22 protein-coding genes and 1 riboswitch are annotated in these 25,176 nt (G+C 58.3%); of the genes, 18 read left to right on the top strand and 4 right to left on the bottom strand.

The window, feature by feature from the left end; all coding sequences use genetic code 11:
• Positions 1-6: 6 nt before the first annotated feature.
• A complete protein-coding gene (locus tag V8J88_RS11585) occupies positions 7-1,299 on the bottom strand; it encodes an O-acetylhomoserine aminocarboxypropyltransferase (RefSeq protein WP_338849690.1) in 1,293 nt (430 codons plus the stop codon).
• A gap of 231 nt (positions 1,300-1,530) precedes the next feature.
• On the opposite strand from V8J88_RS11585, the gene V8J88_RS11580 reads away from it, so the two are divergent.
• The 3 genes from V8J88_RS11580 (at position 1,531) to V8J88_RS11570 (ending at position 5,150) form a co-directional block, all read left to right on the top strand.
• Positions 1,531-1,983 carry a CBS domain-containing protein gene (locus tag V8J88_RS11580; protein WP_338849689.1) on the top strand — a complete coding sequence of 151 codons (453 nt, stop codon included), beginning with the start codon at positions 1,531-1,533 and terminating at the stop codon, positions 1,981-1,983.
• 80 nt (positions 1,984-2,063) lie between these two features.
• Complete coding sequence (locus V8J88_RS11575; protein ID WP_338849688.1) at positions 2,064-3,077, top strand: FAD-dependent oxidoreductase; 1,014 nt, start codon at positions 2,064-2,066, stop codon at positions 3,075-3,077.
• 162 nt (positions 3,078-3,239) lie between these two features.
• On the top strand, positions 3,240-5,150 hold the full coding sequence (locus V8J88_RS11570) for an MFS transporter (RefSeq protein ID WP_338849687.1): 1,911 nt from the start codon (positions 3,240-3,242) through the stop codon (positions 5,148-5,150).
• A gap of 91 nt (positions 5,151-5,241) precedes the next feature.
• Here V8J88_RS11570 and V8J88_RS11565 read toward each other — a convergent pair whose 3' ends face one another.
• The gene (locus V8J88_RS11565) at positions 5,242-5,505 is read right to left on the bottom strand and encodes a hypothetical protein (protein WP_338849686.1); all 264 of its coding nucleotides are present in this window, start codon (positions 5,503-5,505) and stop codon (positions 5,242-5,244) included.
• Positions 5,506-5,561: 56 nt separating this feature from the next.
• Here V8J88_RS11565 and V8J88_RS11560 point away from each other — a divergent pair, with 56 nt between their 5' ends.
• The 8 genes from V8J88_RS11560 to cobU all read left to right on the top strand — a co-directional run bounded on the left by V8J88_RS11560 (position 5,562) and on the right by cobU (position 14,538).
• Positions 5,562-6,335, top strand: coding sequence for a prolipoprotein diacylglyceryl transferase family protein (locus V8J88_RS11560; protein WP_338849685.1), 774 nt, complete (start codon positions 5,562-5,564; stop codon positions 6,333-6,335).
• A gap of 2 nt (positions 6,336-6,337) precedes the next feature.
• Positions 6,338-7,852, top strand: a complete 1,515-nt coding sequence (locus V8J88_RS11555; protein ID WP_338849684.1) for a radical SAM protein — start codon at positions 6,338-6,340, stop codon at positions 7,850-7,852.
• 52 nt (positions 7,853-7,904) lie between these two features.
• Positions 7,905-8,139: riboswitch (cobalamin riboswitch) on the top strand.
• Positions 8,140-8,201: 62 nt separating this feature from the next.
• Positions 8,202-10,079, top strand: a complete 1,878-nt coding sequence (locus V8J88_RS11550) for a TonB-dependent receptor (RefSeq protein ID WP_338849683.1) — start codon at positions 8,202-8,204, stop codon at positions 10,077-10,079.
• A 26-nt stretch (positions 10,080-10,105) separates the two neighbouring features.
• Positions 10,106-11,230, top strand: coding sequence for an iron ABC transporter permease (locus tag V8J88_RS11545; RefSeq protein WP_338849682.1), 1,125 nt, complete (start codon positions 10,106-10,108; stop codon positions 11,228-11,230).
• A complete protein-coding gene (locus V8J88_RS11540) occupies positions 11,227-11,997 on the top strand; it encodes an ABC transporter ATP-binding protein (protein WP_338849681.1) in 771 nt (256 codons plus the stop codon). The genes V8J88_RS11545 and V8J88_RS11540 overlap by 4 nt, the downstream gene beginning before the upstream one ends.
• Before the next feature lie 21 nt (positions 11,998-12,018).
• Positions 12,019-12,669, top strand: a complete 651-nt coding sequence (gene cobO, locus V8J88_RS11535; protein ID WP_338849680.1) for a cob(I)yrinic acid a,c-diamide adenosyltransferase — start codon at positions 12,019-12,021, stop codon at positions 12,667-12,669.
• Entirely contained in the window at positions 12,666-13,958 is a 1,293-nt protein-coding gene (locus V8J88_RS11530) for a cobyrinate a,c-diamide synthase (protein WP_338849679.1), read from the top strand. The genes cobO and V8J88_RS11530 overlap by 4 nt, the downstream gene beginning before the upstream one ends.
• A complete protein-coding gene (gene cobU, locus V8J88_RS11525; protein ID WP_338849678.1) occupies positions 13,951-14,538 on the top strand; it encodes a bifunctional adenosylcobinamide kinase/adenosylcobinamide-phosphate guanylyltransferase in 588 nt (195 codons plus the stop codon). The genes V8J88_RS11530 and cobU overlap by 8 nt, the downstream gene beginning before the upstream one ends.
• Before the next feature lie 97 nt (positions 14,539-14,635).
• Here the strand turns inward: cobU and V8J88_RS11520 are convergent, their stop codons facing one another.
• Together V8J88_RS11520 and V8J88_RS11515 are read right to left on the bottom strand one after the other, a co-directional pair.
• Positions 14,636-15,124 carry a MarR family transcriptional regulator gene (locus V8J88_RS11520; RefSeq protein ID WP_338849677.1) on the bottom strand — a complete coding sequence of 163 codons (489 nt, stop codon included), beginning with the start codon at positions 15,122-15,124 and terminating at the stop codon, positions 14,636-14,638.
• Between the two features lies 1 nt (position 15,125).
• A complete protein-coding gene (locus V8J88_RS11515) occupies positions 15,126-15,893 on the bottom strand; it encodes an SDR family oxidoreductase (RefSeq protein WP_338849676.1) in 768 nt (255 codons plus the stop codon).
• A gap of 74 nt (positions 15,894-15,967) precedes the next feature.
• Here V8J88_RS11515 and dacB point away from each other — a divergent pair, with 74 nt between their 5' ends.
• The 7 genes from dacB (at position 15,968) to V8J88_RS11480 (ending at position 25,065) form a co-directional block, all read left to right on the top strand.
• Positions 15,968-17,578, top strand: a complete 1,611-nt coding sequence (dacB, locus tag V8J88_RS11510) for a D-alanyl-D-alanine carboxypeptidase/D-alanyl-D-alanine-endopeptidase (protein ID WP_338849675.1) — start codon at positions 15,968-15,970, stop codon at positions 17,576-17,578.
• Positions 17,579-17,819: 241 nt separating this feature from the next.
• Positions 17,820-20,435, top strand: coding sequence for a tetratricopeptide repeat protein (locus V8J88_RS11505; RefSeq protein WP_338849674.1), 2,616 nt, complete (start codon positions 17,820-17,822; stop codon positions 20,433-20,435).
• A 603-nt stretch (positions 20,436-21,038) separates the two neighbouring features.
• Positions 21,039-21,470: a hypothetical protein gene (locus tag V8J88_RS11500; protein ID WP_338849673.1), complete on the top strand. Its 432-nt coding sequence runs from the start codon at positions 21,039-21,041 to the stop codon at positions 21,468-21,470.
• Positions 21,464-21,892 carry a hypothetical protein gene (locus V8J88_RS11495; RefSeq protein WP_338849672.1) on the top strand — a complete coding sequence of 143 codons (429 nt, stop codon included), beginning with the start codon at positions 21,464-21,466 and terminating at the stop codon, positions 21,890-21,892. The genes V8J88_RS11500 and V8J88_RS11495 overlap by 7 nt, the downstream gene beginning before the upstream one ends.
• 109 nt (positions 21,893-22,001) lie before the next feature.
• Entirely contained in the window at positions 22,002-22,370 is a 369-nt protein-coding gene (locus V8J88_RS11490) for a D-alanyl-D-alanine carboxypeptidase (RefSeq protein WP_338849671.1), read from the top strand.
• 240 nt (positions 22,371-22,610) lie between these two features.
• Positions 22,611-23,048 (top strand): hypothetical protein, encoded by a 438-nt coding sequence (locus tag V8J88_RS11485; protein WP_338849670.1) that lies wholly within the window; start codon positions 22,611-22,613, stop codon positions 23,046-23,048.
• A gap of 151 nt (positions 23,049-23,199) precedes the next feature.
• Positions 23,200-25,065: a hypothetical protein gene (locus V8J88_RS11480; protein ID WP_338849669.1), complete on the top strand. Its 1,866-nt coding sequence runs from the start codon at positions 23,200-23,202 to the stop codon at positions 25,063-25,065.
• Positions 25,066-25,176 lie beyond the last annotated feature (111 nt).

Here is a 25,176-nt window from a genome sequence, read left to right as displayed (position 1 = left end):
CCATCCTCATTTCTGTGACAGTTTTAAGGCGCGGTTCAGATCTTCCTGTAAATCCGCCGCATCTTCCAGGCCGATTGAGAGCCGCACCATGCCAGGCGCAATTCCCGCCGCTTGCAAATCTTCTTCCCGCATGCGCGCATGGGTGGTGGAGGCCGGGTGCAGCGCCAGCGATTTGGCGTCGCCCACATTCGCCAGATGCGAAAACAGGCGCAAATGTTCAATCATTTTCTGCGCCGCCGCTTTGCCGCCTTTCACTTCTACGCTGATCACCGCACCGCCGCCGCGCGGCAACAGCTGTTGCGCCAGCGCGGCGTCGGGGTGGCCCGGCAGTTCCGGGTGGTGCAGGGCCGCGACTGCCGGATGTTGCGCCAGCATGGCCAGCAGGGCGCGCGTATTTTCCACATGCCTTTGCATGCGCAGGCTCAAGGTTTCCACCCCTTGCAAAATCGCAAACGCATTATGCGGACTCAAACAAGCGCCGAAGTCGCGCAAGCCTTCGCGCCGCGCGCGCAATAAAAACGCGGCCAGCGCTGATTCTTCGCAAAACACCACATCATGAAAACCGGCATATGGCTGGCACAGCTCGGCGAAATGGCCGTGCTGCGCATGCGCCGCCTGCCAGTCAAACTGGCCGCCATCCACCAGCAGGCCGCCGATCGCAGTGCCGTGGCCGCATAAATATTTGCTGGCTGAATGCAACACCAGATCCGCCCCCAGTTGCAGCGGCTGTTGCAACCAGGGCGTGGCCAGGGTGGCGTCCACCAGCAAGGGCAGCGCATGCGCATGGGCAATCGCGGCGATGGCGGGAATATTCAATACGTCCAACATCGGGTTGCCTATGCTCTCGCCAAACAGGAGCCGGGTTTCGGGACGGATCGCCGCCTCCACCGCCGCCACATCGCGCATATCGACAAAACTGGTTTGAATGCCAAAGCGCGGCAGGGTGTAGGCCAGCAGATTATGCGAGCCGCCATACAAGGAGCGCGAGGCCAGAATATGGCTGCCGGCTGGCGCAATGGTGCAGATGGCTAAAAACAGCGCGGCCTGGCCGCTGGCGCAGGCCAGCGCGCCGATGCCGCATTCCAGCGCGGCGATTTTTTCTTCCAGGGTGGCGTTGGTGGGGTTGGATAAGCGCGAATACACATGGCCGGCGCGTTCCATATTAAACAGGGAAGCCGCATGCGCCGCATCGTCAAAGCAAAACGAGGTGGTGAAGTAAATCGGGGTGGCGCGCGCCCCGGTGGCGGAATCGACCGCGCTGCCGGCATGCAGCGCGAGCGTGTCGAATCCTGCAGACATGGCCGATTTCATAGACTTCGCTCCGATGGCAAAAGGCCATGTTAACACTGTTTCTGAAACGGCCATGTTTGCCGGCGTATGCTTGTTTAAAGAATTGCATGAAACACAAAGCTTGCCAAAAAACTCGCAAACACGCGCGTTGCGGTGGATTTTTTGCCCGGCTTAGGCTACAGTCCATTCAGGATATCAGCGTTTTTCCGCTGTCAAGACAGGCTACAAAAAAGGATCGCTATGAAAGTCTCGGAAATACTCGAAGTCAAGGGCAATATCCTGTTTACGGTGAAGCCTGAAACCCCCATCAAGGATGCGGTGGACACCATGGACGGGCACGATATCGGCTCGCTGGTGGTGATGGAATTCGGCGAACTGGTCGGCATGCTGACCTTCCGTGAAGTGATACGCGCCTTGCGTCAAAATGGCGGCGCCTTGGGCGATGGCACTGTGCGCCGGCATATGGATGATCACCCGATCACCGTCACCCCGGACACGGAAGTCAATGAAGTGCGCCGCATCATGCTGGAAAAGCATGCCCGTTATGTCCCGGTCATGAATGCGCGCACCTTGATGGGCGTGATTTCATTTTATGACGTGGCCAAAGCCGTGCTGGAAGCGCAAAGCTTTGAAAACCGCATGCTCAAAGCCTATATCCGTGATTGGCCGGCTGGCGCGGATGAAGAAAATTGATGGATGAATGCAAAGGGCTGCGCAGTTTTGCGCGGCCCTTTTTTTCTGTGCTTTTCGATGTCCCCAACCAGGAGTAATCGATGCATCTGGCTATCATCGGGGCCGGTTTGGCCGGCCTGTCTGCAGCACGCGCGCTCAGCGCTTCCCATCGTGTCACCTTGATCGAAAAAGCGGAAAACCCGGCGGGCCGCATGGCCACGCATGAAACCGAGTTTGGCGGCTTTGACGACGGCGTGCAGTTTTTCAGCGCCAGTTCAGAAGAGTTCAAACGCGAAATCACGCAGTGGAAAAAAGAAGCCTGGATCGACGCCTGGCAAGCGCGCATTGTGCGTCTGGTCAATGGCCGCGCGCTGACGCCGGCGCGCAGTGCGGTGCGCTATGTGGCGCGACCCGGCATGGGCGCCTTGTGCGCCAATCTGGCCCAGGGTCTGCCCCTGGCCACAGCGCAAACTGTGACAGGCTTGCAAACCTGGGGCAATGCCAAATGGCTGTTGGCGGTGCAAGCCGATACGGTGGCGATTCCAGCCCATGCCGGCCCGTTTGACGCGGTGATTTTAGCCATGCCGCCGGAACAGGCCGCGCCCTTATTGCACGATGTCGCGCCGCAGCTGGCGGCGCAGGCGGCCAGCGTGCATCTGGCGCCGTGTTTCACGCTTGAACTGGCGTTTGCGCAAGCGCTGGATCTGGGCTACGACGGCGCGTTTATCGAACAATCGCGTTTAGCTTTTATTGCGCATGACAATTCCAAACCCGGCCACCGCCCCGGCGAGCGCTGGGTGGCGCATGCCGCACTGGCTTGGAGCCAGGAGCATTTGCAAGACGATTTGCCGCGCGTGCGCGATAAATTGCTCAAGGCCTTTCATGAGGCCACCGGCAGTCAGGTGCAACCGGTGTATGCGCAAGCCTTGCGCTGGCCGTTTGCACAGGCGGTGCAACCGATGGCCGGCGATTGTCTGTGGGATGCCAATCTGCGCATTGGCCTGTGTGGCGACTGGTTCGCCGCCGGACTGGAGGGCGAGGGCAGGGTGGAAAACGCCTGGTTGAGCGGGCGCCGTCTGGCGCAGCAAATCATGCAGAGCATGCCGCAAGACTAAGCCTGCCGTTGAAGCTGGAAAATCTGTTTTTGCAAGGCGTTTGGCATCTGATTATGATTCTGAAATTTTTCAGTATTACAATCCGATGCCATTCTTTTTGCCCGGGATAAGCAGCTTGCTTGCACTACAATACCCCCGTTCATATTGATTACGGATAGAACTATGAGTCGCGAAAATTTGCCGCCAGAAACCAGCGGTCAATTCCAATTACTGGGGCAGCGCCGTTTTGCGCCATTTTTCTGGACCCAGTTTCTAGGCGCGCTGAACGATAATGTGTTCAAGACCGCCCTCATTACCGCACTCACCTACCAGGGCGCGGCCTGGAGCAACATGGATTCCGGCACGCTCGCCAATCTGATTCCCGGCCTGTTCATCGCCCCCTTCGTGCTGTTTTCCGCCACCGCCGGCCAGTTTGCTGAAAAATACGACAAGGCTGCGCTGACGCGTTTCATCAAAATGCTGGAAATCGGCATCATGCTGTTGGCCGGGGCCGGCTGGCTGACAAAAAATCTGCCGATTCTGCTGGTGTGTGTGTTTTTGATGGGCGTCCATTCCACCTTGTTCGGCCCGGTCAAATACGCCTATCTGCCGCAACATTTGCACGAGCGCGAATTAACCGGCGGCAATGGGGTGATTGAAATGGGCACCTTTGTCGGCATTTTATTAGGCCAGATTCTGGGCGCGATGTTAGTCACCAAGGCCGGCATCGGGATTGAATTGATTGCCGGCGGCGCTTTGCTGTTAGCCGTGCTGGGCTGGGGCACCAGCCGCGCGATTCCGGTTTCACCCGCCGCTGCGCCGGACTTGAAGATTAACTACAACCCGTTTACTGAAACCTGGCGCAATCTGTCTTTTTCCCGGCAAAACCGCGCCGTGTTTTTATCCCTGCTGGGCAATTCCTGGTTTTGGTTTTATGGCGCGATTGTGCTGGCGCAGTTTCCCGATTTCGCCAAAGTCTTTTTGCATGGCAATGAACAGGTGTTTGTCTTGCTGCTGGGGGTGTTTTCGATTGGCGTCGGGGCCGGTTCGCTGTTATGTGAAAAACTCTCCGGGCATAAGGTGGAAATCGGCCTGGTGCCGTTTGGCAGCATCGGTCTGACCGTGTTCGGCGTGGATTTATTCTTTGCCGCCAATGGTTATCACAGCAATCTGGCGCAAGTCGATGCCGCCCAATTCGTGCAACAAAGCGGGGCCTGGCGGATTTTGGCGGATTGCATGCTGATCGGCATTTTCGGCGGTTTTTACATCGTGCCCCTGTTTGCCCTGATCCAAACCCGCTGCGACAAAGCGCATTTATCGCGCACCATCGCCGGCATGAATATCATGAACGCCGCTTTTATGGTGGTCGCCACCGGCTGTGCGATTGTGATGCTGAAATTACATTTCACGCTGCCGCAAATCTTTCTGGCCACGGCCTTGATGAATGCCGTGGTGGCTGTGTACATCTTCACCCTGGTGCCGGAATTTTTGATGCGCTTCGTCGCCTGGCTCTTGCTTAAAACCATCCATCGCGTGAAGTGCATCGGCGTTGAGCAGATCCCGGAAGATGGCCCGGCGGTGCTGGTGTGCAATCATGTGTCGTATGTGGATGCGCTGGTGATCCTGGCCTCCAGTCCGCGCCCGATCCGCTTTGTGATGGATCACCGGATTTTCAAAACCCCGGTGCTGGGCTGGGTGTTTCTGGCGGTGAAAGCGATTCCTATCGCGCCGGCCAAGGAAGATCAGCAGACCATGGAAAAAGCCTATGACGAGATTGCGCACGCCTTGCGCGAAGGCGAATTGGTCTGCATTTTCCCGGAAGGGCGCTTGACCACCACCGGCGATGTGAATGAATTCAAAGGCGGGGTGCGCAAGATTGTCGAGCGCAGCCCGGTTCCGGTGATTCCCATGGCTTTGCGCGGTCTGTGGGGCAGCCTGCTCACGCGCAGCGATGGCAACCCCCTGCAACGCTCCTTCAAACGCGGCTTGCTGTCACGTTTGGAGCTGGTGGTCGGCGCGCCGCAAGCGCCGCAGCAGGTGACGCCGGAAGGCTTGCGCGAACAGGTGCTGGCTTTGCGCGGCGAATGGAAATAATGCAGCAATCCGCCGGAGCGGGCGCTGCGTCCCGCTCCGGCATCAGCGAAAAACAGGTCTGGCAATGAATCAATTTTGGCGTGGCGTCTTATTATTTTTCTTGTGCATCCTGATGGCCGGCTTTGGCATCTGCGGGCTGTGCGGGCTTTATCTGAGTGTCGCAATGAGTGGCCAGGCCACTTTGGATCCCGCCATCTTTGGCATGGGCGCGGCGGGCATCGCTTGCGCGGCTGGGCTGTATTGGCTGGTGCGCGTCATCAGGAAGAAAAACTAGCGTTTGCTGCTGCGCATTCACCCATGCGGCGTCTTTGATGATGCGCCGCTGTCGGGCGCCGGGTAAGTCATTGCGCTGCAAGCCAGCCTGTGCCTTGCGCCTGAAGCAGCGCGCAATGAAACAACACAGGAATTCATATGATCGCAGGCCCGAATTTTGACGCATTCCACGCCAACCTGATCCATTACCTTTTGGAATGGGCCGGGATTTTGGCCGGCATGCAATATTACCGTTATCAAAAGCGGCAGCGCGGGCAGGGCGCTTTACTGGCGCCGGGCAATTTTGCGATTGTGGTCGGCTGCATCGCCGGCGCGGCGCTGGGCAATAAGCTGGTGTTCTGGATTGAATATGCGCACTTGATTCCGCAGAAAATAGGCGATCCGCGCAACTGGTTTATGGGCCAGTCGATTGTCGGCGGTTTGCTGGGCGGCTTGCTCGGGGTGGAAATCAGCAAAAAACTCATCGGCCAGCGTGAATCGACCGGCGATTTATTTGTCTTCCCGCTTTTGCTTGGCATCATCATCGGCCGCATTGGCTGCTTTCTGGCCGGTTTGCATGACGGCACGTATGGACTGCCCGGCAATCTGCCCTGGGCGGTGGATTTTGGCGATGGTCAGCCGCGCCACCCCACGCAGCTGTATGAGATTGGTTTTTTAAGCCTGCTCTGGTTTGTCTTGCAATCTCAGCGGGCGCGCCTGGCCAGTCAAAACGGCCTGCTGTTTAAATTGTTTTTGACTGCATATTTATGTTGGCGCGTGGCGGTGGACGGCATCAAGCCGATACCCTATGTCTATCCTTTCGGGCTGTCCGGCATCCAATGGGTTTGCCTGCTCGCGCTGGCCCTGTATCTGCCGGGTTTGCTCAAACAATGGCAAGCCTGGCGCCACCCCCGGATTTTGCAAGGAAGATGAAGATGGATGCAAGCAAGCAAACGCCAGCCCACAGCGGCACAGAACGTAAAAACCGCCCCTGGCTGTTTTACGACACCACAAGCAGCGTCTGCAGCAGTTGTTTGCGCCAGGTGGAAGCGAAAATCGTCATCAAAGACCAGCATGTGTATATGGACAAATGGTGTCCGGTGCATGGCGTGGAACGGGTCTTGATTGCGGATGACGCCGAGTATTACCGCCTGTGCCGCGAAGTGTATGTCAAAGCGCCGGAAATGCCGCAATACTTTTCCGGCAAAATGGAATATGGCTGCCCGTATGACTGCGGCTTATGCCCGGATCATATGCAGCATTCCTGCCTGACCGTGCTGGAAATCACCGATCAATGCAATTTGAATTGTCCGGTCTGCTATGCAGAATCCGGCACCCATCGCAGCAGCAGCCGCAGCCTGGCGCAAGTCATCGATATGCTCGACGCCCTGGTCAGGAATGAGGGCGAACCGGATGTCTTGCAGATTTCCGGCGGCGAGCCGACCTTGCATCCGGATTTTTTCGCCATTCTGGACGAATGTAAAAAACGTCCGATCAAGCATGTGATGGTGAATACCAATGGTATCAAAATCGCCCAGGATGAAGCGTTTGCGCGCCGCCTGGCTGAATACGGGCCTGGCCTGGAAATTTATCTGCAATTCGACAGTTTCAAAGAAAGCGCCTTGAAAGAATTGCGCGGCGCCGATTTGCGCCGCATCCGCAATCAGGCGCTGCAGCGCTTAAATGATTTACAGCTCTCCACCACCCTGGTGATGACGCTCAAAAAAGGCGTGAATGATGATGAAATCGGCGCGCTGCTCGATTTCGCCATGGCCCAGCCCTGCGTGCGCGGCGTGACCCTGCAACCGATTCAGGATGCTGGCCGGGTTGAGCAATATGAACATAAAAACCACCGCTTAACCGTGTCTGAAATCCGGCGCAAAATCGGCGAACAATCAAGCGTGTTCAGCAAAGAAGATGTGTTGCCGGTGCCATGCAATCCCGACACCCTGGCGATGGCGTATGGCTTGAAAATGGCGGATCAGGTCGTACCGCTGACCCGTTTTATTGACGCCGACACCCTCTTGGCCGGCGATAAAAGCACGATAGTGTTTGAGCGCGATCCGCAGATGAAACAGGCTTTGTTCAAACTGTTTTCCACCAACCACTCGCCCGAATCGCAAGCCTCCTGCCTGTCGGAAATGCTGTGCTGCCTGCCCAAAGTCGCCGCACCGCAGGCGCTGAGTTATCAAAACGTGTTCCGCATCTTGATTGTGCAGTTTATGGATGCGCATTCACTCGATATCCGCGCCCTGAAAAAATCCTGTGTGCATATGGTGCAGCCGGATGGCAAGATGATTCCGTTTGAAGCCTGGAATATCTTCTACCGCCCCGGGCGTGAGCATATTTTGCAACAGATCAAAAGCGAGCTGCGCACCTTGCATCAGGCCAGAAGCCTGGGTTTTGCCGCGCCGCTGGTGCGGGCGCGGCAAATTGGCTCAAACATGTGAATTCTCATGTCCTGAAAATGTAGCTGCAATGCAATTTATCCAGCCTGCAAGGTATAATCCCGGCAGTGTTGGTGCGCGCGACCAGTTCATGGAAGCCGTTAAACGGGAAATGTCAGCGCAGAGAAAGCGCAAGGCATGCTGCCCCCGCAACGGTAGGCAAGTTCAGATGCTTCTGAAACGTGTCTCAAGCTCACTGTGCCAGCTGGTGGGAAACCCTGCCGGCCGCATGGGAAGAGGAGACAAACGACTTGTCAGCCCGGATACCGGCCACACAGGTGAAAGCGCAAGTCGCTTTTGATGATCCGGCATTGCGGGGAAAAATGCCGGGGAATTTCTTGAGACAGACACAATGAATCCTTACGGCAAACAAGGCGCAGCGCGCCAGTTCCCGGCTATTTCTTCGCTCGCCCTGGCCACCGCCAGCCTGTTTTGCGTCAGCCCGGCCCAGGCGGCTGCGCAAACGCAAGAAGTGCTGGTTACCGCCACCCGCAAAGCCACTCCGGCCAGCGATCTTTTAATTGATCATCAAGTGATCCATCAAGCTGAAATCCAGGCTTCCGGGGTCAATTCTCTGTCTGAATTTTTGCAAAAAAAACGCGGTTTTGAACTCAGCAGCAATGGCGGCCCGGCCAACTACAGCTCAGTCTTCATGCGCGGCACGGCGAATGCGCAAAGCATTGTGCTGGTGGATGGCGTGCGCATCGGCTCGGCCAGCAACGGCGGCGCCACCTGGCAGGCGATTCCCTTGTCACAAATTGAGCGGATTGAAATTGTATACGGCCCTTTGAGCAGCCTGTATGGCGCGGACGCCATGGGCGGCGTGGTGCAAATCTTCACCAAGCAGGGCAGCAAATTTTTAGAGCCGCAAGTGGGCGTCAGCGTGGGTAATCGCGGCTTGCGCAAATATGAACTCGGCCTGTCCGGCTCGACCGGCGGCGAACGCGGCGTGCGCTACGCTCTCAACGCCGTGCATGAAGAAGAGACTGGACAAAACGCCACCAACCGTAAAAACAAATTCAGCTTTGACCCGGATGAAGACGGCTATGCGCGCGACAGTTTTTCCGCACAACTGGGCTGGAAATGGGCCAAAGACCACGAACTCGGCACAAGCCTGTTGCGCAGCCGGCAGAATTCGCAGTTTGACAGCGGGGCCGGCTACGATGACCGCGATGTCACCAGCCTGGAAACCTGGTCGGTGTATTCGCGCGATAAATTCGCGCCGAATTGGCAAAGCATGTTGCGTTTCTCGATTGCCAATGATCGCGGCTTCTCCGACGCCTCGTATGGCTTGTCGCGCTACGAAACCACGCAAACCCAATACAGCTGGCAAAACGACATCGAATTCGGCCCGGACAATCTGCAGCTGACGCTGGAACACCGCAAAGAGGAGCTGGGCAGCTCCAGCAAGTCTTTGGAGCGCAACCGCAAAACCACATCCTTTGCCGGCGCCTGGCAAGTCAAGCGCGATGTCTGGCTGGCCACCGCCTCCATGCGCCACGACCGCATTTCCACCAATGGCAATCAAACCACCGGGGCCTTGGCCGCCGGCTATAAATTCAGCCCCGGCTGGCAAGCCACGGCCAGCTATGGCATGAGCTTTCGCGCACCCACCTTCAATGAGCTGTACTACCCCGGCTTTGGCTTAGAAGGCAATCAGGCGGAAAAAGGGCGCAATCTGGAATTCGGTCTGCAATACCAGGCCGGCGCCAGCCGTCTGCAAGCGGCCCTGTTCCGCAACAAAATCGACAATCTGATCGTGTATGCGCCGGTGTGCCCGGTGGAAAAAGCCACCCATCCCTACGGCTGCGCCTACAACCTGAACCGCGCCGTGATCACCGGCTTATCGATCGGCGGCAGCATGCCGCTCGCCGGCGCCTTCACCTTGCGCGGCAACTATGACTGGCAGGACGCAAAAGACGACAGCAGCGGCAAACGCTTGCCGCGCCGCGCCAAACAGCATGGCTCGCTCGGTCTGGATTGGGCGGCGGAGGGCTGGAAGGCCGGGGTGGAAACCGTGTTTGCCGACCGCCGCTACGACGATGTGGCCAACAACACCCCGCTGGCCGGCTACGGCGTGTGGAATCTGTATGCCGCGCGGCAGATTGCGCGCGGTTGGGAAGTGCAAGCGCGCTGGAACAATGTCGCCAACAAAGCCTATGAATTGGCGAATGGCTTCAATGCGTCCCCGTCGCGCTTTGTGCTGAGCCTGCGCTATGATCAATTCTGAGATCTGCCGCGTTTGAAGGCGAAACCATGAAAGGGGGGCCGATGCTGTCCAAGGAGCCAGGCGCCCCCGCGCACGACGCTGCGCCGGCTGGCGTGCGCGCCGTGCGTCAGTCCGCACCCGCGATGGCGGGCGATGCGACGCACGCGCGTCTGCGCCGCTTGCTGATTTACTTGCTGGCGGCCTGCCTGCTGAGCTTCATCGCCGCCGCCCTGATCGGCTCCATCCCCATCCCGCTGGCCGATCTGCCGCAAGCCCTGCATGCCTGGCGCCTGGGGCAAGATGATATGCACGCCAGCTTGCTGGAATTGCGCATCACGCGCGCCGCCAGCGCCTTTGTCACCGGCGCCGCGCTGGCCTTGGCCGGGGTCTTGATGCAAGCCTTGCTGCGCAATCCGCTGGCTGATCCTTATGTGCTGGGGATTTCCGGCGGCGCCGCGCTGGGCGCCTTGAGCGCCATGCTGTTTTTCGCCGCCGCCTGGATGATTGATGTCTGCGCCTTCATCGGCGCCGCCGCCAGCGCCGCCTTGCTGTACTTGCTGGCGCGGCGTGATTTGCGCTATGGCATCAACAGCGAAGGCGGCTCGGTGCTGCTGTTGACCGGCGTGATCTTATCCGCCGCCTGCATGGCCGGAGTCAGTCTGATTCTCTCCATCGCGCCGGAAGGGCGCTTGCGCAGTATGGTGTTTTGGATGATTGGCGATTTGGCCGGCAGCCAAAGCACCGGCCTGGCCTGGCTGGCCTGGATTGGCGTGGCGCTGTTTGCCATGACGCGCGCCAACGCCATCAATCTGATGGCGATTCATGCCGAAAACGCCGCCACCATGGGCGTGCCGATTGCGCGTTTGCGCGTGCAATTGTTTTTTGGCGCGGCCGCCCTGACCGCCAGCGCCGTCGCCAACGCCGGCAGCATCGGCTTTGTCGGCCTGATCGTGCCGCATGCCTGTCGCTTCGCCTTAGGCCCGGATCACCGCCTGTTGCTGCCGGCTGCCTCGCTGGTCGGCGGCGTGTTTCTGGTGTTAGCCGACACCATGGCGCGCAGCATCATCGCGCCACAGCAATTACCGGTCGGCGTGATTACCGCCCTGGTCGGCGCGCCGCTGTTTTTGCTGCAATTACATCAACTGCGCTTGTGGCGCCGGGGCAGGTCATGAATCCTCCCTTATTGCAGGTGGACGCCTTGCGCATGAGCATCGCCGGCCGCTGCCTGTGGCAAGACCTGGATTGGCAGGTCGAAGCCGGCGAATGCTGGGCGATTTTAGGCCGCAACGGGGCCGGCAAAAGCAGCTTGATGCGCTGCCTGGCCGGCATCGCCTGCCCGGATCAGGGACAGATTGCGATACGCGGCAAAAACCTTGCGCAATGGCCTCTGCTGGAGCTGGCGCGCCAGCGCGCCTTTTTGCCGCAAAGCCGCAATGACCCCTTTGGCTACAGCGTGCTGCAAGCCGTGCAAAGCGCGCGCCACCCCTGGCAGACCGATGCCTGGTGGCAAGCCGAAGATCACAGCCAGGCCCTGCAGGCGCTGGCGCAAATGGAAGTCGAACACTTGGCCGCGCGCGATGTGCGCAGCCTGTCCGGCGGCGAACGGCAACGCGTGGCGATTGCCGCCTTGCTGGCGCAAGACACACCGCTGCTCTTACTCGACGAGCCGGCCGCCGCGCTCGATCTGGCGCATCAAATGTCCGTCACCGACACCTTAGCCCGCTTGTGCCGCGCGCAGCAGCGCGCAGTCGTGATGGTGGGACATGACATCAATCTCGCCCTGCGCTGCGCCAGCCACGTCTTGCTGCTGTATGGCGATGGACGCTGGCAGGCCGGCCCCTGCGCCCAGGTGATGCAAGTCGATATCATCGGCGACTGTCTGGGCTACCCGCTGGCCGAATGTGAACACCTGGGACGGCGCGTATTTTTGCCGCTTTAACGCACTTCAGGAAAACAGACGATGAATCAAGCCCAAACGCCGGCCCCGGAAGCTGGCAAGGAAGATCAGCAAGAACAGTTGGAACAACGCCATCGCCTGCGCATGCAGCGCAAAAAGCAATTGGTGGATGAATCGATTGCCCGCGCGCAAGAGCGGCGCGGCGTTTTGCTGGTGCACAGCGGCAATGGCAAGGGCAAAAGTTCGAGCGCTTTTGGCATGGTGCTGCGCGCCATGGGGCATGAAATGCAGTCCGGCGTGGTGCAATTCATCAAAGGCGCCCACCCCACCGGCGAAGAAGTGTTTTTACGCCGTTTTCCCGAACTGGTCGAATTTCATGTGATGGGCGAAGGCTACACCTGGGAAACGCAAGACCGCGCGCGCGATGTGGAAAAAGCCCAGGCCGCCTGGCAAGTCGCGCGCCGTCTCTTGCAAAATCCGCAGATCGCCTTGGTGGTGCTGGATGAACTCAATATCGCGCTCAAATACCATTATCTGGATTTAGCGCAAGTGCTGGCGGATCTGCAAGCCCGTCCCGCCTCCCAGCATGTGGTGGTGACCGGGCGCGGCGCGCTGCCGGAATTAATCGCCATCGCCGACACCGTGACCGAGATGCAGCCGCTCAAACATGCCTTCGCGCAAGGGATTGCAGCGCAAGCCGGGGTGGAATTTTGAGCGCCGCCGTACTGATGCTGGCCGCGCTGGCCTCCGGCCAGGGCAAAACCACCAGCTGCGCCGCGCTCGCCCTGCACGCCCGCGCACAAGGGCAGCGCGTGGCGCTGTTTAAAGTCGGCACAGATTTCATCGACCCCATGATTTTGCAACAGGCCGCCGGGGTCGAGGTGGGCATGCTGGATCTGTGGGTGATGGGCGCAGCAGCTTGCCGCGCCGCCCTGGCGCAAGCCGCCGCCAGCCATGATCTGGTGTTGATTGAAGCCGTGATGGGTTTATATGACGGCCAGCCCAGCGCGGCCGACCTGGCGCGCGCGCTCGACTTGCCGGTCTTGCTGGTGATCGATTGCGCCGCCTTAGCGCAAACCGCCGGCGCCATCGCCCATGGCTTGCAAAGCTATGGCGGGCTGGACGTATGCGGCTTGCTGGCCAACCGCGTCGGCAGCGCTTTTCACGCTGATTTAATTGGCGCCAGCTTGCGCAATTGCCTGCTGGCCGGCTGGCTGCCGCCGCAAGCGCAGGCGATGCCGGAGCGCCATCTGGGCTTAGTCACGCCGCAAGAGCAAGAAGATGTGCGCGGCCTGCTGCAACGCGCGGCTGACAGTCTGCAGCTGACGCCGGCCTGGCCGGCCTTGCTGGCGCGCGCTCAGCGCGCCTGGCCGGATGCGCCGCCCGCGCCGCCGCCCGCGCTGCTGGCCGGGCGCACCATCGCAGTCGCGCGCGACGCCGCCAGCTGTTTTTTGTATCCACAGAACCTGGCCCTGTTGCAAGCCATGGGCGCGCAACTGCGCTTTTTCTCGCCGCTGGCAGATCAGGCCCCGCCGCCGGCGGATGCAATCTGGCTGCCCGGCGGCTACCCGGAATTGCACGCCGCCGCCTTAAGCCGGGCGCAGCATTTTATGCAAGGCATACGCGCCGCACACCAGGCCGGGGTCGCCATCTGGGCCGAATGCGGCGGCATGATGATGTTATGTGACAGTCTGCTGGATGGGGCAGGGCAGGCGCACGCCATGGCCGGGATCTTGCCGGCGCAAGTGCGCGTGCAAAGCCGCATCGCCGGCCTGGGGCCGCAAGCCTGGGCCAGCGCACAGGGTGAATTGCGCGGCCATGTATTCCATTTTTCGCAAATCGAATCCGCAGCGCCCGCCATCGCCCATTGCCAGACCCATCCACAGCAGCAGACCGGCGCCGCGCTCTACCAGGCAGGCAGCTTGCGCGCCTCCTGGTTCCATCCCTGGTTCGCCTCCAATCCCGCCGCCACAGCGGCCCTGTTTGGCGTCGGCCATGTCTGACTGGCCCCACTGCACCCTGGTGTTAGGCGGCGCGCGCAGCGGCAAAAGCGGCTTTGCGCAAAACCGCGCCGAAGCGCTGGCCGGGCCGCAAACGGAATTGATTTATCTGGCCACCGCGCAAGGCTTGGACAGTGAAATGCAAGCCAGAATCGCGCACCACCAGACGCAACGCGACGCCCGCTGGCGCCTGCATGAAGAGCCGCTCCTGCTGGCCGCAGCGCTGCAACAACACAATCAGGCGCATAAAGTGATTTTGCTCGACTGCCTCACCCTGTGGCTCAGCAATGCGCTGCTGGCTGACGGCATGCAAGACGACAGCGCGCCCTGGCGCCTGCCGGCGCGCTATCTGCAACAACGCGCCGCCTTGCTGGATCAACTCGGACAGATGCAAGCCCGCGTGATACTGGTTAGTAATGAAGTCGGCATGGGCATCACCCCGCTGTCAGCGCTGGCGCGCTGCTTTGTCGATGAAGCCGGCCGCCTGCACCAAGCGCTGGCGGCGCACTGCGCGCAAGTGTATTGGGTGGTGGCCGGTTTGCCGCAGTGTTTGAAGGGCGCCGGGCACAGGCAGGCTGACTGATGGCGCTGCCTTTCTTTGTTGCTGCAAGCGCCAGCACAGGCAGCGGCAAGCAATGCTGGCCCGCAATCAAAAGTTGATGCGCCCTTGCTGCCCCGCTTCAGTCCTCGTCCTGCCCGGCTTGTTGCGCATTGTGTTCCAGCAAATGCTGGCGCAAGACGCGCAGCTGCTCACGCATCTCACCTAACTGCGGCAGCGGCATCTTGCTCAAGCACAGGATTTGCTCCGGCAACTGGCGCGCCCGTACACGCAAATCGCGCCCGGCTTCGGTCAGGCGGATTTCAACTAAGCGCTCATCGTGCGCACTGCGCACCCGCTTGAGCCAACCCGCCGCTTCCAGCCGTTTCAAAAGCGGGGTCAGGGTGCCGGAATCGAGCAAAAGTTTTTGCCCGAGCTGTTTAACGCTGATGCCATCCTGTTCCCACAACACCAGCATCGCCAGATATTGCGGATAAGTTAACTCCAGCGCCTGCAGCAGCGGGCCATAGGCGCGCGTTAAAGCATGGCTGGTGGAATACAGCATGAAGCAAAACTGGTTTTCCAGCTTCAGCCATTCCGCTTCATCAATATCATGCGCCGCGTCTTGCATGTCAGTCTTTCACCGCGACTGTGTAATTCAAGGCCAGCCGCCCGCCATCCGGGTATAGCGTCTGCCCGCTCATATAAGACGCATCGTCAGAAGCTAAAAACGCCACCACCGAGGCGACTTCTTCCGGCTCGCCGCAGCGGCCCAGGGGCGTGCGCGACAAAATCGTGCGCCGCGCGTCTTCCGAGGCCAGCACCGCTTTTTTCGCCAGTTCCGTCAAAATCGTGCCCGGCCCCACGCCATTGACGCGGATGCCGTGCGCCGCCAGACCGACCGACATCACCTTGGTTAATTGATTAATGCCGCCCTTGGACACCACATACGGCACTTGATTGGGAATCGCCAGCACCCCATTCGCGCTGGACATATTGATAATGGCGCCGCCGCGCCCGGCCTTCACCATCGCACGCGCCGCCGCCTGGCCGCATAAAAACATGGATTTCAGATTGATGCGCAAGACCCGGTCAAAATCCTCTTCCTGCAAATCAAGAAAATCGCAAGCATGCGTCACGCCGGCGTTATTCACCAGAATGTCAACTGCGCCAAAGCGCGCCAGGGTGGCCGCGATCAAGCCATCCGCCTGGGCCTTGTCGCTGACATCGGCGGCGAAAAAGGCCGCCTTTTGCCCCAATTCCTGCGCCACTTGCGCGCCTTCAGCCTTGATATCGCTCAACATCACTTGCGCGCCCTCGGCAAGCAAACGTTGTGCGCAGGCCAGGCCGATGCCCTGTGCTGCGCCGGTGACTATGGCGGTTTTTCCTTGCAATCGCATTTCATGCTCCAAAAAGCTGTGGCGGCGCAGGCGCGTGCGACAATCACACATCCCCACTGCCGCCGGATATCGAGATGCGAATTTTACCCACTGTTTGCCATGCTTCCCTGATTATTTTGCTCAGTCTGGCCCCCGCCTGGGCCAAGGGCGGGCAGACTGAGGCCGGGGCCAAGTCCGCCAAGACGGCCAAGGCGGCCAGCGCCGGCAAAGCGGCAGCCGGCAAGCGCGCCGCCCGCATCGCGCGCGCATCCGGCATGCCGACGGAACTGGCGCAAGCCTTAGCCGCCTCCGGCCTGCCGCCGCAAGCCTTCGGCCTCGCGGTGCAAGCCGTCGGCGCCGACGTCAGCACAGCGCCCAGGGGCGCTAAACGCAACAAGGCCAACAAGACAGAAAAGGCCGGCAAAGAACAGCGCGAATCCGCCTGGCTGCTGGAGTTCAATGCCCGGCAAAGCATGAATCCGGCCTCCGTCATGAAACTGCTGACCACGCATGCCGCCCTGGCCGAATTCGGCCCGCAATGGCAAGCCACAACCCGCATTTATGGCGTGGGCGAATTGCAACATGGCGTGTGGCAGGGCGATGTATACCTGCAAGGCGGCTTAGACCCCAGGCTGGCGCAAGAAAACCTGTGGCAAATGCTGCATGAATTACGCGCCCAGGGGGTGCAGGATGTGCAGGGCCGCATCCTGTTTGACCGCAGTCTGTGGCCGCAAACAGCGCTGGAAGATTTTGATGGCGCCAGCATCAAGCCCTATAACGTGGCGCCGGATGCGCTCTTATTCAATTTCAAAAGCCTGCGCCTGTATTTCAATCCCGACCCGGCCAGCCAAAGCGCGCGCGTGAGCGCACAACCGGCGCTGCCGGACTTGCATTTCGCCACACTGCCGCTCTCCAACGCCGCCTGCGACGATTGGCAGGAAGCGATTGGCCTGCGTTTTGAGCGCCAGGAAGAGGGCAAAGGCGTGCGCGTCCTGTTTGACGGCAGCTATCCGGCCTCATGCGGCGTGCGTGCGCGCGATGTGCAAGCGCATGCGCACAGCGCCAATCCCTATGCCGCCGGGGTGCTGGCCAGCCTCTGGCGCCAGGTCAACCCCGGCAGCCGCTTCGCCGTCAGCTACGACAACGCCAGCGTGCCGCCGGACGCCAATCTCTTGCTGGAATGGGCCTCGCCGCCGCTGGCCCTGCTGGTGCGCGACATCAATAAATACAGCAATAATGTGATGGCGCGCATGCTGTATTTGCGCCTGGGCGTGGTGGATGGCAAGGCCAGTCTGGAAGCGGCGGATCAACGCATCCGCGCCCATCTGCAAGCCAAGGGCGTGGACCTGCCGGAACTGGTGCTGGACAACGGCTCCGGCCTGTCGCGCCGCGAACGGATTTCCCCCGCCGGCATGGTGCGCGTGCTGCAACTGGCCTGGCGCGCGCCGCACATGCCGGAATTCATCGCCAGCATGCCGCTGGTGGGGGTGGACGGCACCATGCGCCGCCGCCTCTTGCAAAGCCCGGCCCAGGGACAGGCCCACATCAAAACCGGCACCCTCAAAGACGTGCGCAGCGTGGCCGGCTATGTGCTGGCGCAATCCGGCCGGCGCTACGCCCTGGCCGCCTTCGTCAACCACAGCAACCCCGAAAGCGGGCGCGCGCTGCTGGATAAAGTGATTGAGTGGGTGCAGGTGAATGGCTAAGCGCCTGCGCACCCCGGGTGCGCAAAGCATGAATGGAAAAATGCGAAAGAATTGAACAAACAGTCAGACCAGCGCAGCAACTATGCGGCGCGGATGAGGACAGATTTTGCGAGCCGTTTGTCTTGCAATGGAGGAGGGGCTTGCTTGCGTATGCAATCCAAAAAAACAGCTGGGCAATCTGTAGCAGTGCAAGGATGACGCAGCAGCGCTTCAAAGGTAATGAAGAAAAAGTGAGGGCAGGATGAAGGGAAATAAGCTGACGCCGATGATGTGCGCGCTGATGATGTTGGCGGGCAATAGTTTTGCAGTGACGCCAAACATAGACCAAGCCAGAACCAAATACTTGGCTTACGGGCAACGTCCCCCAGCAGAAAGTGCGCATGCTGGCGTCGCCTTAAAACAAATGCTAAGCGCAATCAAGCAGCGCGATCCAGCAGTTGCCGGGGTGTTGGAAGCCTTGAGCAATGAGCAGGACAGGCAAATGGAATTGCTCGTGAATAATATGTATTTGCGAGAAGACTTTGAGCGCGCGCGTGCGCAAGCTGCTTTAGACGTTATTGAAAAAGCCCAGGCCCCTAAAGCCAGCCAGGAAGACAGGCGCCGGCTGCAAGCCTTGCGCGCAGGCGATGTGGCGCCAATCGCAGAAGCACTTGAGCAGGAGGCCGCCGTTTTGCGCCAGGAAAAGCAATCGCTGGGCGTGCTATTGCAAGAAAAAGAAAGACAGGCCGCCGCCTTGTGGAGCTGCAAAGATAGTACACGCGCCCTGGCGGCAATGAGGCGGGTGAGCACCTTAGCCGGCGCCAGCGTATGGGATTGGTGGCAATTGGGGCGGCTGGAAAAAAAAGCCGGGCAATTGACGCAGGCCATGCTGGCCTATACAAAAGCGCAGCAATTATTGCAAAGTGACGCCGCCCTTTCACAAGATTGGCAAGACAACACACGGGCTTCTTTATTGAGTCATGTCGGCGACATCTTGCAAGCGCAAGGCGATTTGTCAGCGGCTTTAGGCAGTTTTCAGCAGAGCTTGCAGATCATCGAAAAACTGGCGCAACGCGATGCGGACAATACCGCGTGGCAGCGCGAGCTGAGTGTGAGTTTGGACAGAATAGGCGAGATTTTGCAAACGCAAGGCGATCTGTCAGCGGCCTTGGGCAGTTTTAAGCAGAGCCTGCAGATTAGCGAAAAGCTGGCGCAGCGCGACGCCGGCAATACTCAGTGGCAGCGCGATCTGAGTGTGAGTTTGAATAAAGTCGGGGACATCTTGCAAGCGCAAGGCGATTTGTCAGCCGCCTTGGGCAGTTTTACGCGCAGCCTGCAGATCATCGAAAAGCTGGTGCAGCGCGATGCCGCTAATACCGAATGGCAGCGCGATCTGAGTGTGAGTTTGATTAAAATCGGCGATATCTTGCAAGAACAAGGCGATTTGTCAGCGGCTTTGGGCAGTTTTAAACGTGGCTTGCAGATCATCGAAAAGCTGGCGCAGCGCGACGCCGGCAATACTCAGTGGCAGCGCGATCTGAGTGTGAGTTTGAATAAAGTCGGGGACATCTTGCAAGCGCAAGGCGATTTGTCAGCGGCCTTGGGCAGTTATAAGCAGGGCTTACAGATCAGAGAAAAGCTGGCCCGGCGTGATGCGGGCAATAGCGAGTGGCAGCGCGATCTGAGTGTGAGCTTGCATAAAATCGGCGATATCTTGCAAACGCAAGGCGATCTGTCAGCGGCCTTGGACAGTTTTAAGCAGAGCTTGCAGATCAGCGAAAAGCTGGCGCAGCGTGATGCGGGCAATACCGCGTGGCAGCGCGAGCTGAGTCTGAGTTTGGAAAGAATCGGCAATGTCCAGCAAGCGCAAGGCGATTTGTCAGCGGCCTTGGGCAGTTTTACGCGCAGCCTGGAGATCAGAGAAAAGCTGGCCCAGCGCGATGCGGCTAATACCCTGTGGCAGCGCGATCTGAGTGTGAGCTTGCAGAAAATCGGCGAAATCTTGCAAGTGCAAGGTGATCGGTCAGCGGCTTTGGGCCGCTTTAAGCAGAGCCTGCGGATCAGAGAAAAGCTGGCCCAGCGCGATGCGGCTAATACAGCGTGGCAGCGCGATCTGAGCGTGAGCTTGCAGAAAATCGGCGAGATATTGCAAGCGCAAGGCGATTTGTCAGCGGCGTTGCGCAGTTTTAAGCAGAGCCTGCAGATCAGTGAAAAACTGGCGCAACGCGATGCAGGCAATACCGCATGGCAGCACGGGCTGGTTGTCAGTCAGATAAAAGTCGGCAACATCCAGCAAGCGGAAGGTGATCTGTCAGCAGCTTTGGACAGTTTTACGAGCAGCCTGCAGATCATCGAAAAGCTGGTGCAACGCGATCCGGCTAATACCCGGTGGCAGCGCGATCTGAGTGTGAGTTTGCATAAAATCGGCGAGATTCAGCAGGCGCAAGACGATCTGTCAGCGGCCTTGGGCAGTTTTACGCGCAGTCTGCAGATCGATGAAAAACTGGCGCAGCGTGATGCGGGCAATACCGCATGGCAGCGCGATCTGAGTGTGAGTTTGGAGAAAATAGGCTCCATCCAGCAAGCGCAAGGCGATCTGTCAGCGGCCTTGGGCAGTTTTACGCGCAGCCTGCAGATCAGAGAAAAGCTGGCCCAGCGCGACCCCGTGCATGCAGGGTGGCAGTTGGATCTGGCGATCTCGCATGCCAGACTGTATGGCCTCTATTCCGCCCAGCCGGCCAAAGACAAAGCACGCAGCCATGCGCAAGAGGGCTTGCGCATTCTGGAAAAATTACAGGCGGAAAAGCGCCTGACGCCACAACAGCAAAAATGGCCGGTCTTGCTGCGTAAGGCGGTGGCGGAATTGGATAAACAATAAATTGCAGACAGGCAGCGCGCATCAGTGCATGGCGAAAAAATCGCCATGCTGTGCCGCCAATCTTGCACGCTTGCTTTGGGGGCGTCCATGCAGGCGCCCATGCAGGCGTTCAGCCCGGCTTAAAGAAGCGTGGCTGAGAAAGGCGCGCACTTCCAGCATGCGCAACTGATGGCTTAATTGCTCACTGGCCGCGCGCGAATCGCAAAACGATTGTACGGAGGATATGATTCGGTTGCGGCTTGTGCATGACTGACGCTTTTCAAGCGCATGTGGCGCGCTGTCTGCACCCATTGATTTATTGTGAATGCCTGCCTGACTTGCTATGATTGCGATGTATTTTCCAAACCACGCTTGCGCAAGATTCGTGTTTGTCTGAGCGGCAGGTGAGCACATTACCATCAATTATTTTTTGAGAAAACACTATGGCAGGCCACCCACTTTTGCAGCAAGTCCGCGAGAAAGTTGAGGAAATCAATGTTTATGGAAACAGATACCGCGTTATTTTGAGCTACAATAGCGTCCATGGTATAAGTGGTTATGTGCTTGGTTTGAAATTCACTAATGCTGATGGCAGCATGGATTCTTCAGTTTCGACGCCTGTAAATGGAATTGGCATTTCATTGGCGATTGCACACAGGGCAGTTCAAATGGTTACTAACCTTGCACTTTGCAAAACCATTTTCCAGATTAATATTTATCAATAAAATCAATAACTTAGCTTTTGTGAAAAATGACTTTACTTTGAATAAAATTAGTAAGGCTGATCTGCAAATCATTTCGATATTTGGTTTTTACTTGTTGACAGAGGATTTGGAGGCCGGCAGACCCGGTGGTGCAAATACAAAAGCTCGCGCTTATGACAGGGCTGCCCGCGCCATGCACGACATTTTGCGGGGAAAGTTATCGCACTTAAGCCGCTTTGACGCGCAAGGCGGAATTGCCTGGCTCATGTCTGAGAAGCCATATGACCAATACCCGCAAATTGCAGCGCTTGAACGCGAGCTTGCTAAACAAATTATGGTGGCTTTATGTTAATCCGCTTGGCAAATGATAATTTGGTAGAATACCCTGATGAGTTGGGGGCGCTGGTGCTGGCCGATCCGGGTTTTGGCGATGTGCCGGATTACACCCTGGAAGACTTAAACTATTTAATCAGTTTTTCACTAGCTATTCTGTGGGATGATTCGCTCACGCTGGCGCAAAATATTGCCAAAGCAAGTGAAGATTGCAGCCATTGGGCGCAACCAAGCGCCGCGAATATGGAAAAGGCACGCGCCATGATTCAATTTTACAAAGATAATGTCGCCGAAAAAGATATTGGCTATTCCAGTCCGATGTATATTAATTCCCTTCTTGATAATCAGGCAACAGCCAAAAGGCAAACACGCATCGTTGAAGATGTAGTATCTCCCGTTACAAATCCACCCCAACTCACCGCCGTCTGCGCCAAAAAATAATCGCGCCCGATCGCACTGGGCATTAGCTTGGGTTGGCGCTGTGAAGGAAGTCAACGGGGGTAGTTCCAAACAACAATAAGGTTAGTTCTAACATTCCAAAAAAGTTTGATTGTTAGAACTGCCCCCCTGTTTTCTGGACAACGGCTCCGGCCTGTCGCGCCGCGAACGGATTTCTCCAGCCGGCATGGTGCGCGTGCTGCAACTGGCCTGGCGCGCGCCGCACATGCCGGAATTCATCGCCAGCATGCCGCTGGTGGGGGTGGATGGCACCATGCGCCGCCGCCTCTTGCAAAGCCCGGCCCAGGGACAGGCCCACATCAAAACCGGCACCCTCAAAGACGTGCGCAGCGTGGCCGGCTATGTGCTGGCGCAATCCGGCCAGCGCTACGCCCTGGCCGCCTTCGTCAACCACAGCAACCCCGAAAGCGGGCGCGCGCTGCTGGATAAAGTGATTGAGTGGGTGCAGGTGAATGGCTAAGCGCCTGCGCACCCCGGGTGCGCAAAGTATGTATTGCAACAGGCGTTTTTTGTTTGTCCTATGCCATCGGCGCCAGCCACTAAAAATTGGCGCACATCCACATACCCAAGCATGGCAAAGAAAGCCCAAAGAAAGCCTCATGCCGACTGTGCTGCATGGTATCCACAGTACAGCACAATTTCTGTTTTCTGCGCCTGCTTTTCAGGTTAGGCTATGCCAGAACCACATATGGAGGCAGGCATGGAAGGCATGACGGGCTTGGTGGCGAAAATCAATGGGCCATTGCAATTAATCGGCTTTATCCTGTTGTTGATGGCGTTTTTACTCTGGCGCAGCAAGAGCAGCCCAGCGCTGTGGAAAAAAACCTGGCCCTTGTTGCTGGCGCTGGCGTTAGCCGGCAGCTTGGCCCTGGGCGGTTGGCAAATGTGGTTGAGCGCGCAGGTGGAATTGCAAAAAAACGCCAAGGGCGCCGCGCCCACACCGCAAGCCAGCCCGCCTCCCTCCAGCAGTGCGCAAGCCAGCGCGCAAACGGCAAAAGCCCGCAATGTGAAAGACCAGGCCAAAGTTGAAATAAACCAATCCAGCCCAGCCGGCGCCGGCGGGCAAACAGCCGAGGTGGACGGGGTGAGCGGCAGCGCTACTGTGACGATTAAGCAGGGGGTGGGCAATGGCAAGTAGTGCATCACAATTAATCTTGGTTGTTGTATTGCTTTGTGGCAGCGTGCAGGTTTTTGCGCAATCAAAGGCAAACCCAAAGCCATCACAACATGCAAACGTCACCAATATCTGTGGTAACGCAAAAGTTCACATCGAACAAAAAAACACAACAGTGAACATTATTCAACAATGTGAACCTGATATTGCAAAAACATTAGGTGAGTATCGAAGAAAAGAAGCCGATTGGAATTTAAAGGAAAGAGCACTTAATCAAGAACTTGAACGCTATCGCGCCGAAGCCGCCTTAAACGCCATTGAAAAAGCCCAGTCGCCGCAAGCCAGCCAGGAAGACAAGCGCCGCGTGCAAGCCTTGCGCGCCGGCGATGTGGCGCCCACGGCAGAGGCAGTGGAGCAGGAAGCCGCCGCCTTGCGCCAGGAAATGCAAGCGCAAGGCGCACTTTTGCTGGAAAAAGAAAGACAGGCAGCAGCCTTGTGGAGCGGCAAAGACAGCGCCCGCGCCTTGGCGGCATGGAAAAGGGTGGTTGCCTTGGCTGGCGCCAGTGTATGGGATTGGTGGCAATTGGGCCGGATGGAACAACAAGCCGGGGAATTGGCGCAAGCCATGCTGGCCTATGCCAAAGTGCAGCAGTTATTGCCAAGCGTAGATATTTCACACGATCAGCAAGAGGCGATTCAGGCGTATTTGTTGATTGATATGGGCGACATCTTGCAAGCGCAAGGCGATCTGTCAGCGGCTTTGGTCAGTTTTAAACGTGGCCTACTGATCAGTGAAAAGCTTGTGCAGCGCGATTCGGGCAATACCCAGTGGCAGTTCGATCTGAGTAAGAGTTTGGTTTGGGTTGGTATCATCCAGCAAGCGCAAGGCAATCTGTCAGCGGCCTTGGGCAGTTTTACACGCAGCCTGCAGATCAGCGAAAAGCTGGCGCAGCGCGATGCGGGCAATACCCGGTGGCAGCGCGATCTGAGTGTGAGTTTGGACAGAATCGGCGACATCCAGCAAGCGCAAGGAGATTTGTCAGCGGCCTTGGGCAGTTTTACGCGCAGCCTGCAGATCAGAGAAAAGCTGGCGCAGCGCGATGCGGGCAATACCGGGTGGCAGCGCGATCTGAGTGTGAGTTTGAATAAAATCGGCGACATCCAGCAAGCGCAAGGCGATTTGTCAGCGGCCTTGGGCAGTTTTACGCGCAGCCTGCAGATCAGAGAAAAGCTGGCGCAGCGCGATGCGGGCAATACCCGGTGGCAGCGCGATCTGAGTGTGAGTTTGGACAGAATCGGCGACATCCAGCAAGCGCAAGGCGATCTGTCAGCGGCCTTGGGCAGTTTTACGCGCAGCCTGCAGATCAGAGAAAAGCTGGCGCAGCGCGATGCGGGCAATAGCGAGTGGCAGCGCGATCTGAGTGTGAGCTTGAATAAAATTGGCGACATCCAGCAAGCGCAAGGCGATCTGTCAGCGGCCTTGGGCAGTTTTACGCGCAGCCTGCAGATCTTCGAAAAGCTGGCGCAGCGCGATGCGGGCAATAGCGAGTGGCAGCGTGATCTAAGTGTGAGTTTGAATAAAATCGGCGACATTTTGCAAGCGCAAGGCGATCTGTCAGCGGCCTTGGGCAGTTTTACGCGCAGCCTGCAGATCTTCGAAAGGCTGGCGCAGCGCGATGCGGGCAATAGCGAGTGGCAGCGCGATCTGAGTGTGAGTCTGGAGAGAATCGGCGACATCCAGCAAGCGCAAGGCGATTTGTCAGCGGCCTTGGGCAGTTTTACGCGCAGCCGGCAGATCAGAGAAAAGCTGGCGCAGCGCGATCCCTTGAATGCAGAATGGCAGTCAGACTTGGCGCTCTCGCATGTCAAACTGTTCGGCCTCTATGCGGCCCAGCCGGCCAAAGACAAAGCGCGCAGCCATGCACAACAGGCCTTGCGCATTCTGGACAAATTAGAGGCGGAAAAACGGTTGACGGCGCGGCAGCAGGAATGGCCGGCCTTGCTGCGTATGATGATGATGGTGGCATTGGATACGCAATAAATTGCAGCCAGGCAGCGCGCATCAGCGCATGGCGAAAAAAACGCCATGCTGTGCCGCCAATCTTGCACGCTTGCTAAAGTGATTGAGTGGGTGCAGGTGAATGGCTAAGCG

Origin of the sequence: Massilia sp. W12 (genome assembly GCF_037300705.1) — a bacterium.
In the GTDB taxonomy this organism is placed as follows: domain Bacteria; phylum Pseudomonadota; class Gammaproteobacteria; order Burkholderiales; family Burkholderiaceae_D; genus JACPVY01.
Note: the sequence above shows the minus strand (reverse complement) of the source record. Positions and strands in the feature narration are given on the sequence as shown.

Excerpts from the sequence above, each read along its gene's own strand:
- V8J88_RS11585 (WP_338849690.1), bottom strand. The coding sequence starts at position 1,299 with ATGTCTGCAGGATTCGACACGCTCGCGCTGCATGCCGGCAGCGCGGTC.
- V8J88_RS11580 (WP_338849689.1), top strand. The coding sequence starts at position 1,531 with ATGAAAGTCTCGGAAATACTCGAAGTCAAGGGCAATATCCTGTTTACG.
- V8J88_RS11575 (WP_338849688.1), top strand. The coding sequence starts at position 2,064 with ATGCATCTGGCTATCATCGGGGCCGGTTTGGCCGGCCTGTCTGCAGCA.
- V8J88_RS11570 (WP_338849687.1), top strand. The coding sequence starts at position 3,240 with ATGAGTCGCGAAAATTTGCCGCCAGAAACCAGCGGTCAATTCCAATTA.
- V8J88_RS11560 (WP_338849685.1), top strand. The coding sequence starts at position 5,562 with ATGATCGCAGGCCCGAATTTTGACGCATTCCACGCCAACCTGATCCAT.
- V8J88_RS11555 (WP_338849684.1), top strand. The coding sequence starts at position 6,338 with ATGGATGCAAGCAAGCAAACGCCAGCCCACAGCGGCACAGAACGTAAA.
- V8J88_RS11550 (WP_338849683.1), top strand. The coding sequence starts at position 8,202 with ATGAATCCTTACGGCAAACAAGGCGCAGCGCGCCAGTTCCCGGCTATT.
- V8J88_RS11545 (WP_338849682.1), top strand. The coding sequence starts at position 10,106 with ATGAAAGGGGGGCCGATGCTGTCCAAGGAGCCAGGCGCCCCCGCGCAC.
- V8J88_RS11540 (WP_338849681.1), top strand. The coding sequence starts at position 11,227 with ATGAATCCTCCCTTATTGCAGGTGGACGCCTTGCGCATGAGCATCGCC.
- cobO (WP_338849680.1), top strand. The coding sequence starts at position 12,019 with ATGAATCAAGCCCAAACGCCGGCCCCGGAAGCTGGCAAGGAAGATCAG.
- cobU (WP_338849678.1), top strand. The coding sequence starts at position 13,951 with ATGTCTGACTGGCCCCACTGCACCCTGGTGTTAGGCGGCGCGCGCAGC.
- V8J88_RS11520 (WP_338849677.1), bottom strand. The coding sequence starts at position 15,124 with ATGCAAGACGCGGCGCATGATATTGATGAAGCGGAATGGCTGAAGCTG.
- V8J88_RS11515 (WP_338849676.1), bottom strand. The coding sequence starts at position 15,893 with ATGCGATTGCAAGGAAAAACCGCCATAGTCACCGGCGCAGCACAGGGC.
- dacB (WP_338849675.1), top strand. The coding sequence starts at position 15,968 with ATGCGAATTTTACCCACTGTTTGCCATGCTTCCCTGATTATTTTGCTC.
- V8J88_RS11505 (WP_338849674.1), top strand. The coding sequence starts at position 17,820 with ATGAAGGGAAATAAGCTGACGCCGATGATGTGCGCGCTGATGATGTTG.
- V8J88_RS11500 (WP_338849673.1), top strand. The coding sequence starts at position 21,039 with ATGGAATTGGCATTTCATTGGCGATTGCACACAGGGCAGTTCAAATGG.
- V8J88_RS11495 (WP_338849672.1), top strand. The coding sequence starts at position 21,464 with ATGTTAATCCGCTTGGCAAATGATAATTTGGTAGAATACCCTGATGAG.
- V8J88_RS11485 (WP_338849670.1), top strand. The coding sequence starts at position 22,611 with ATGGAAGGCATGACGGGCTTGGTGGCGAAAATCAATGGGCCATTGCAA.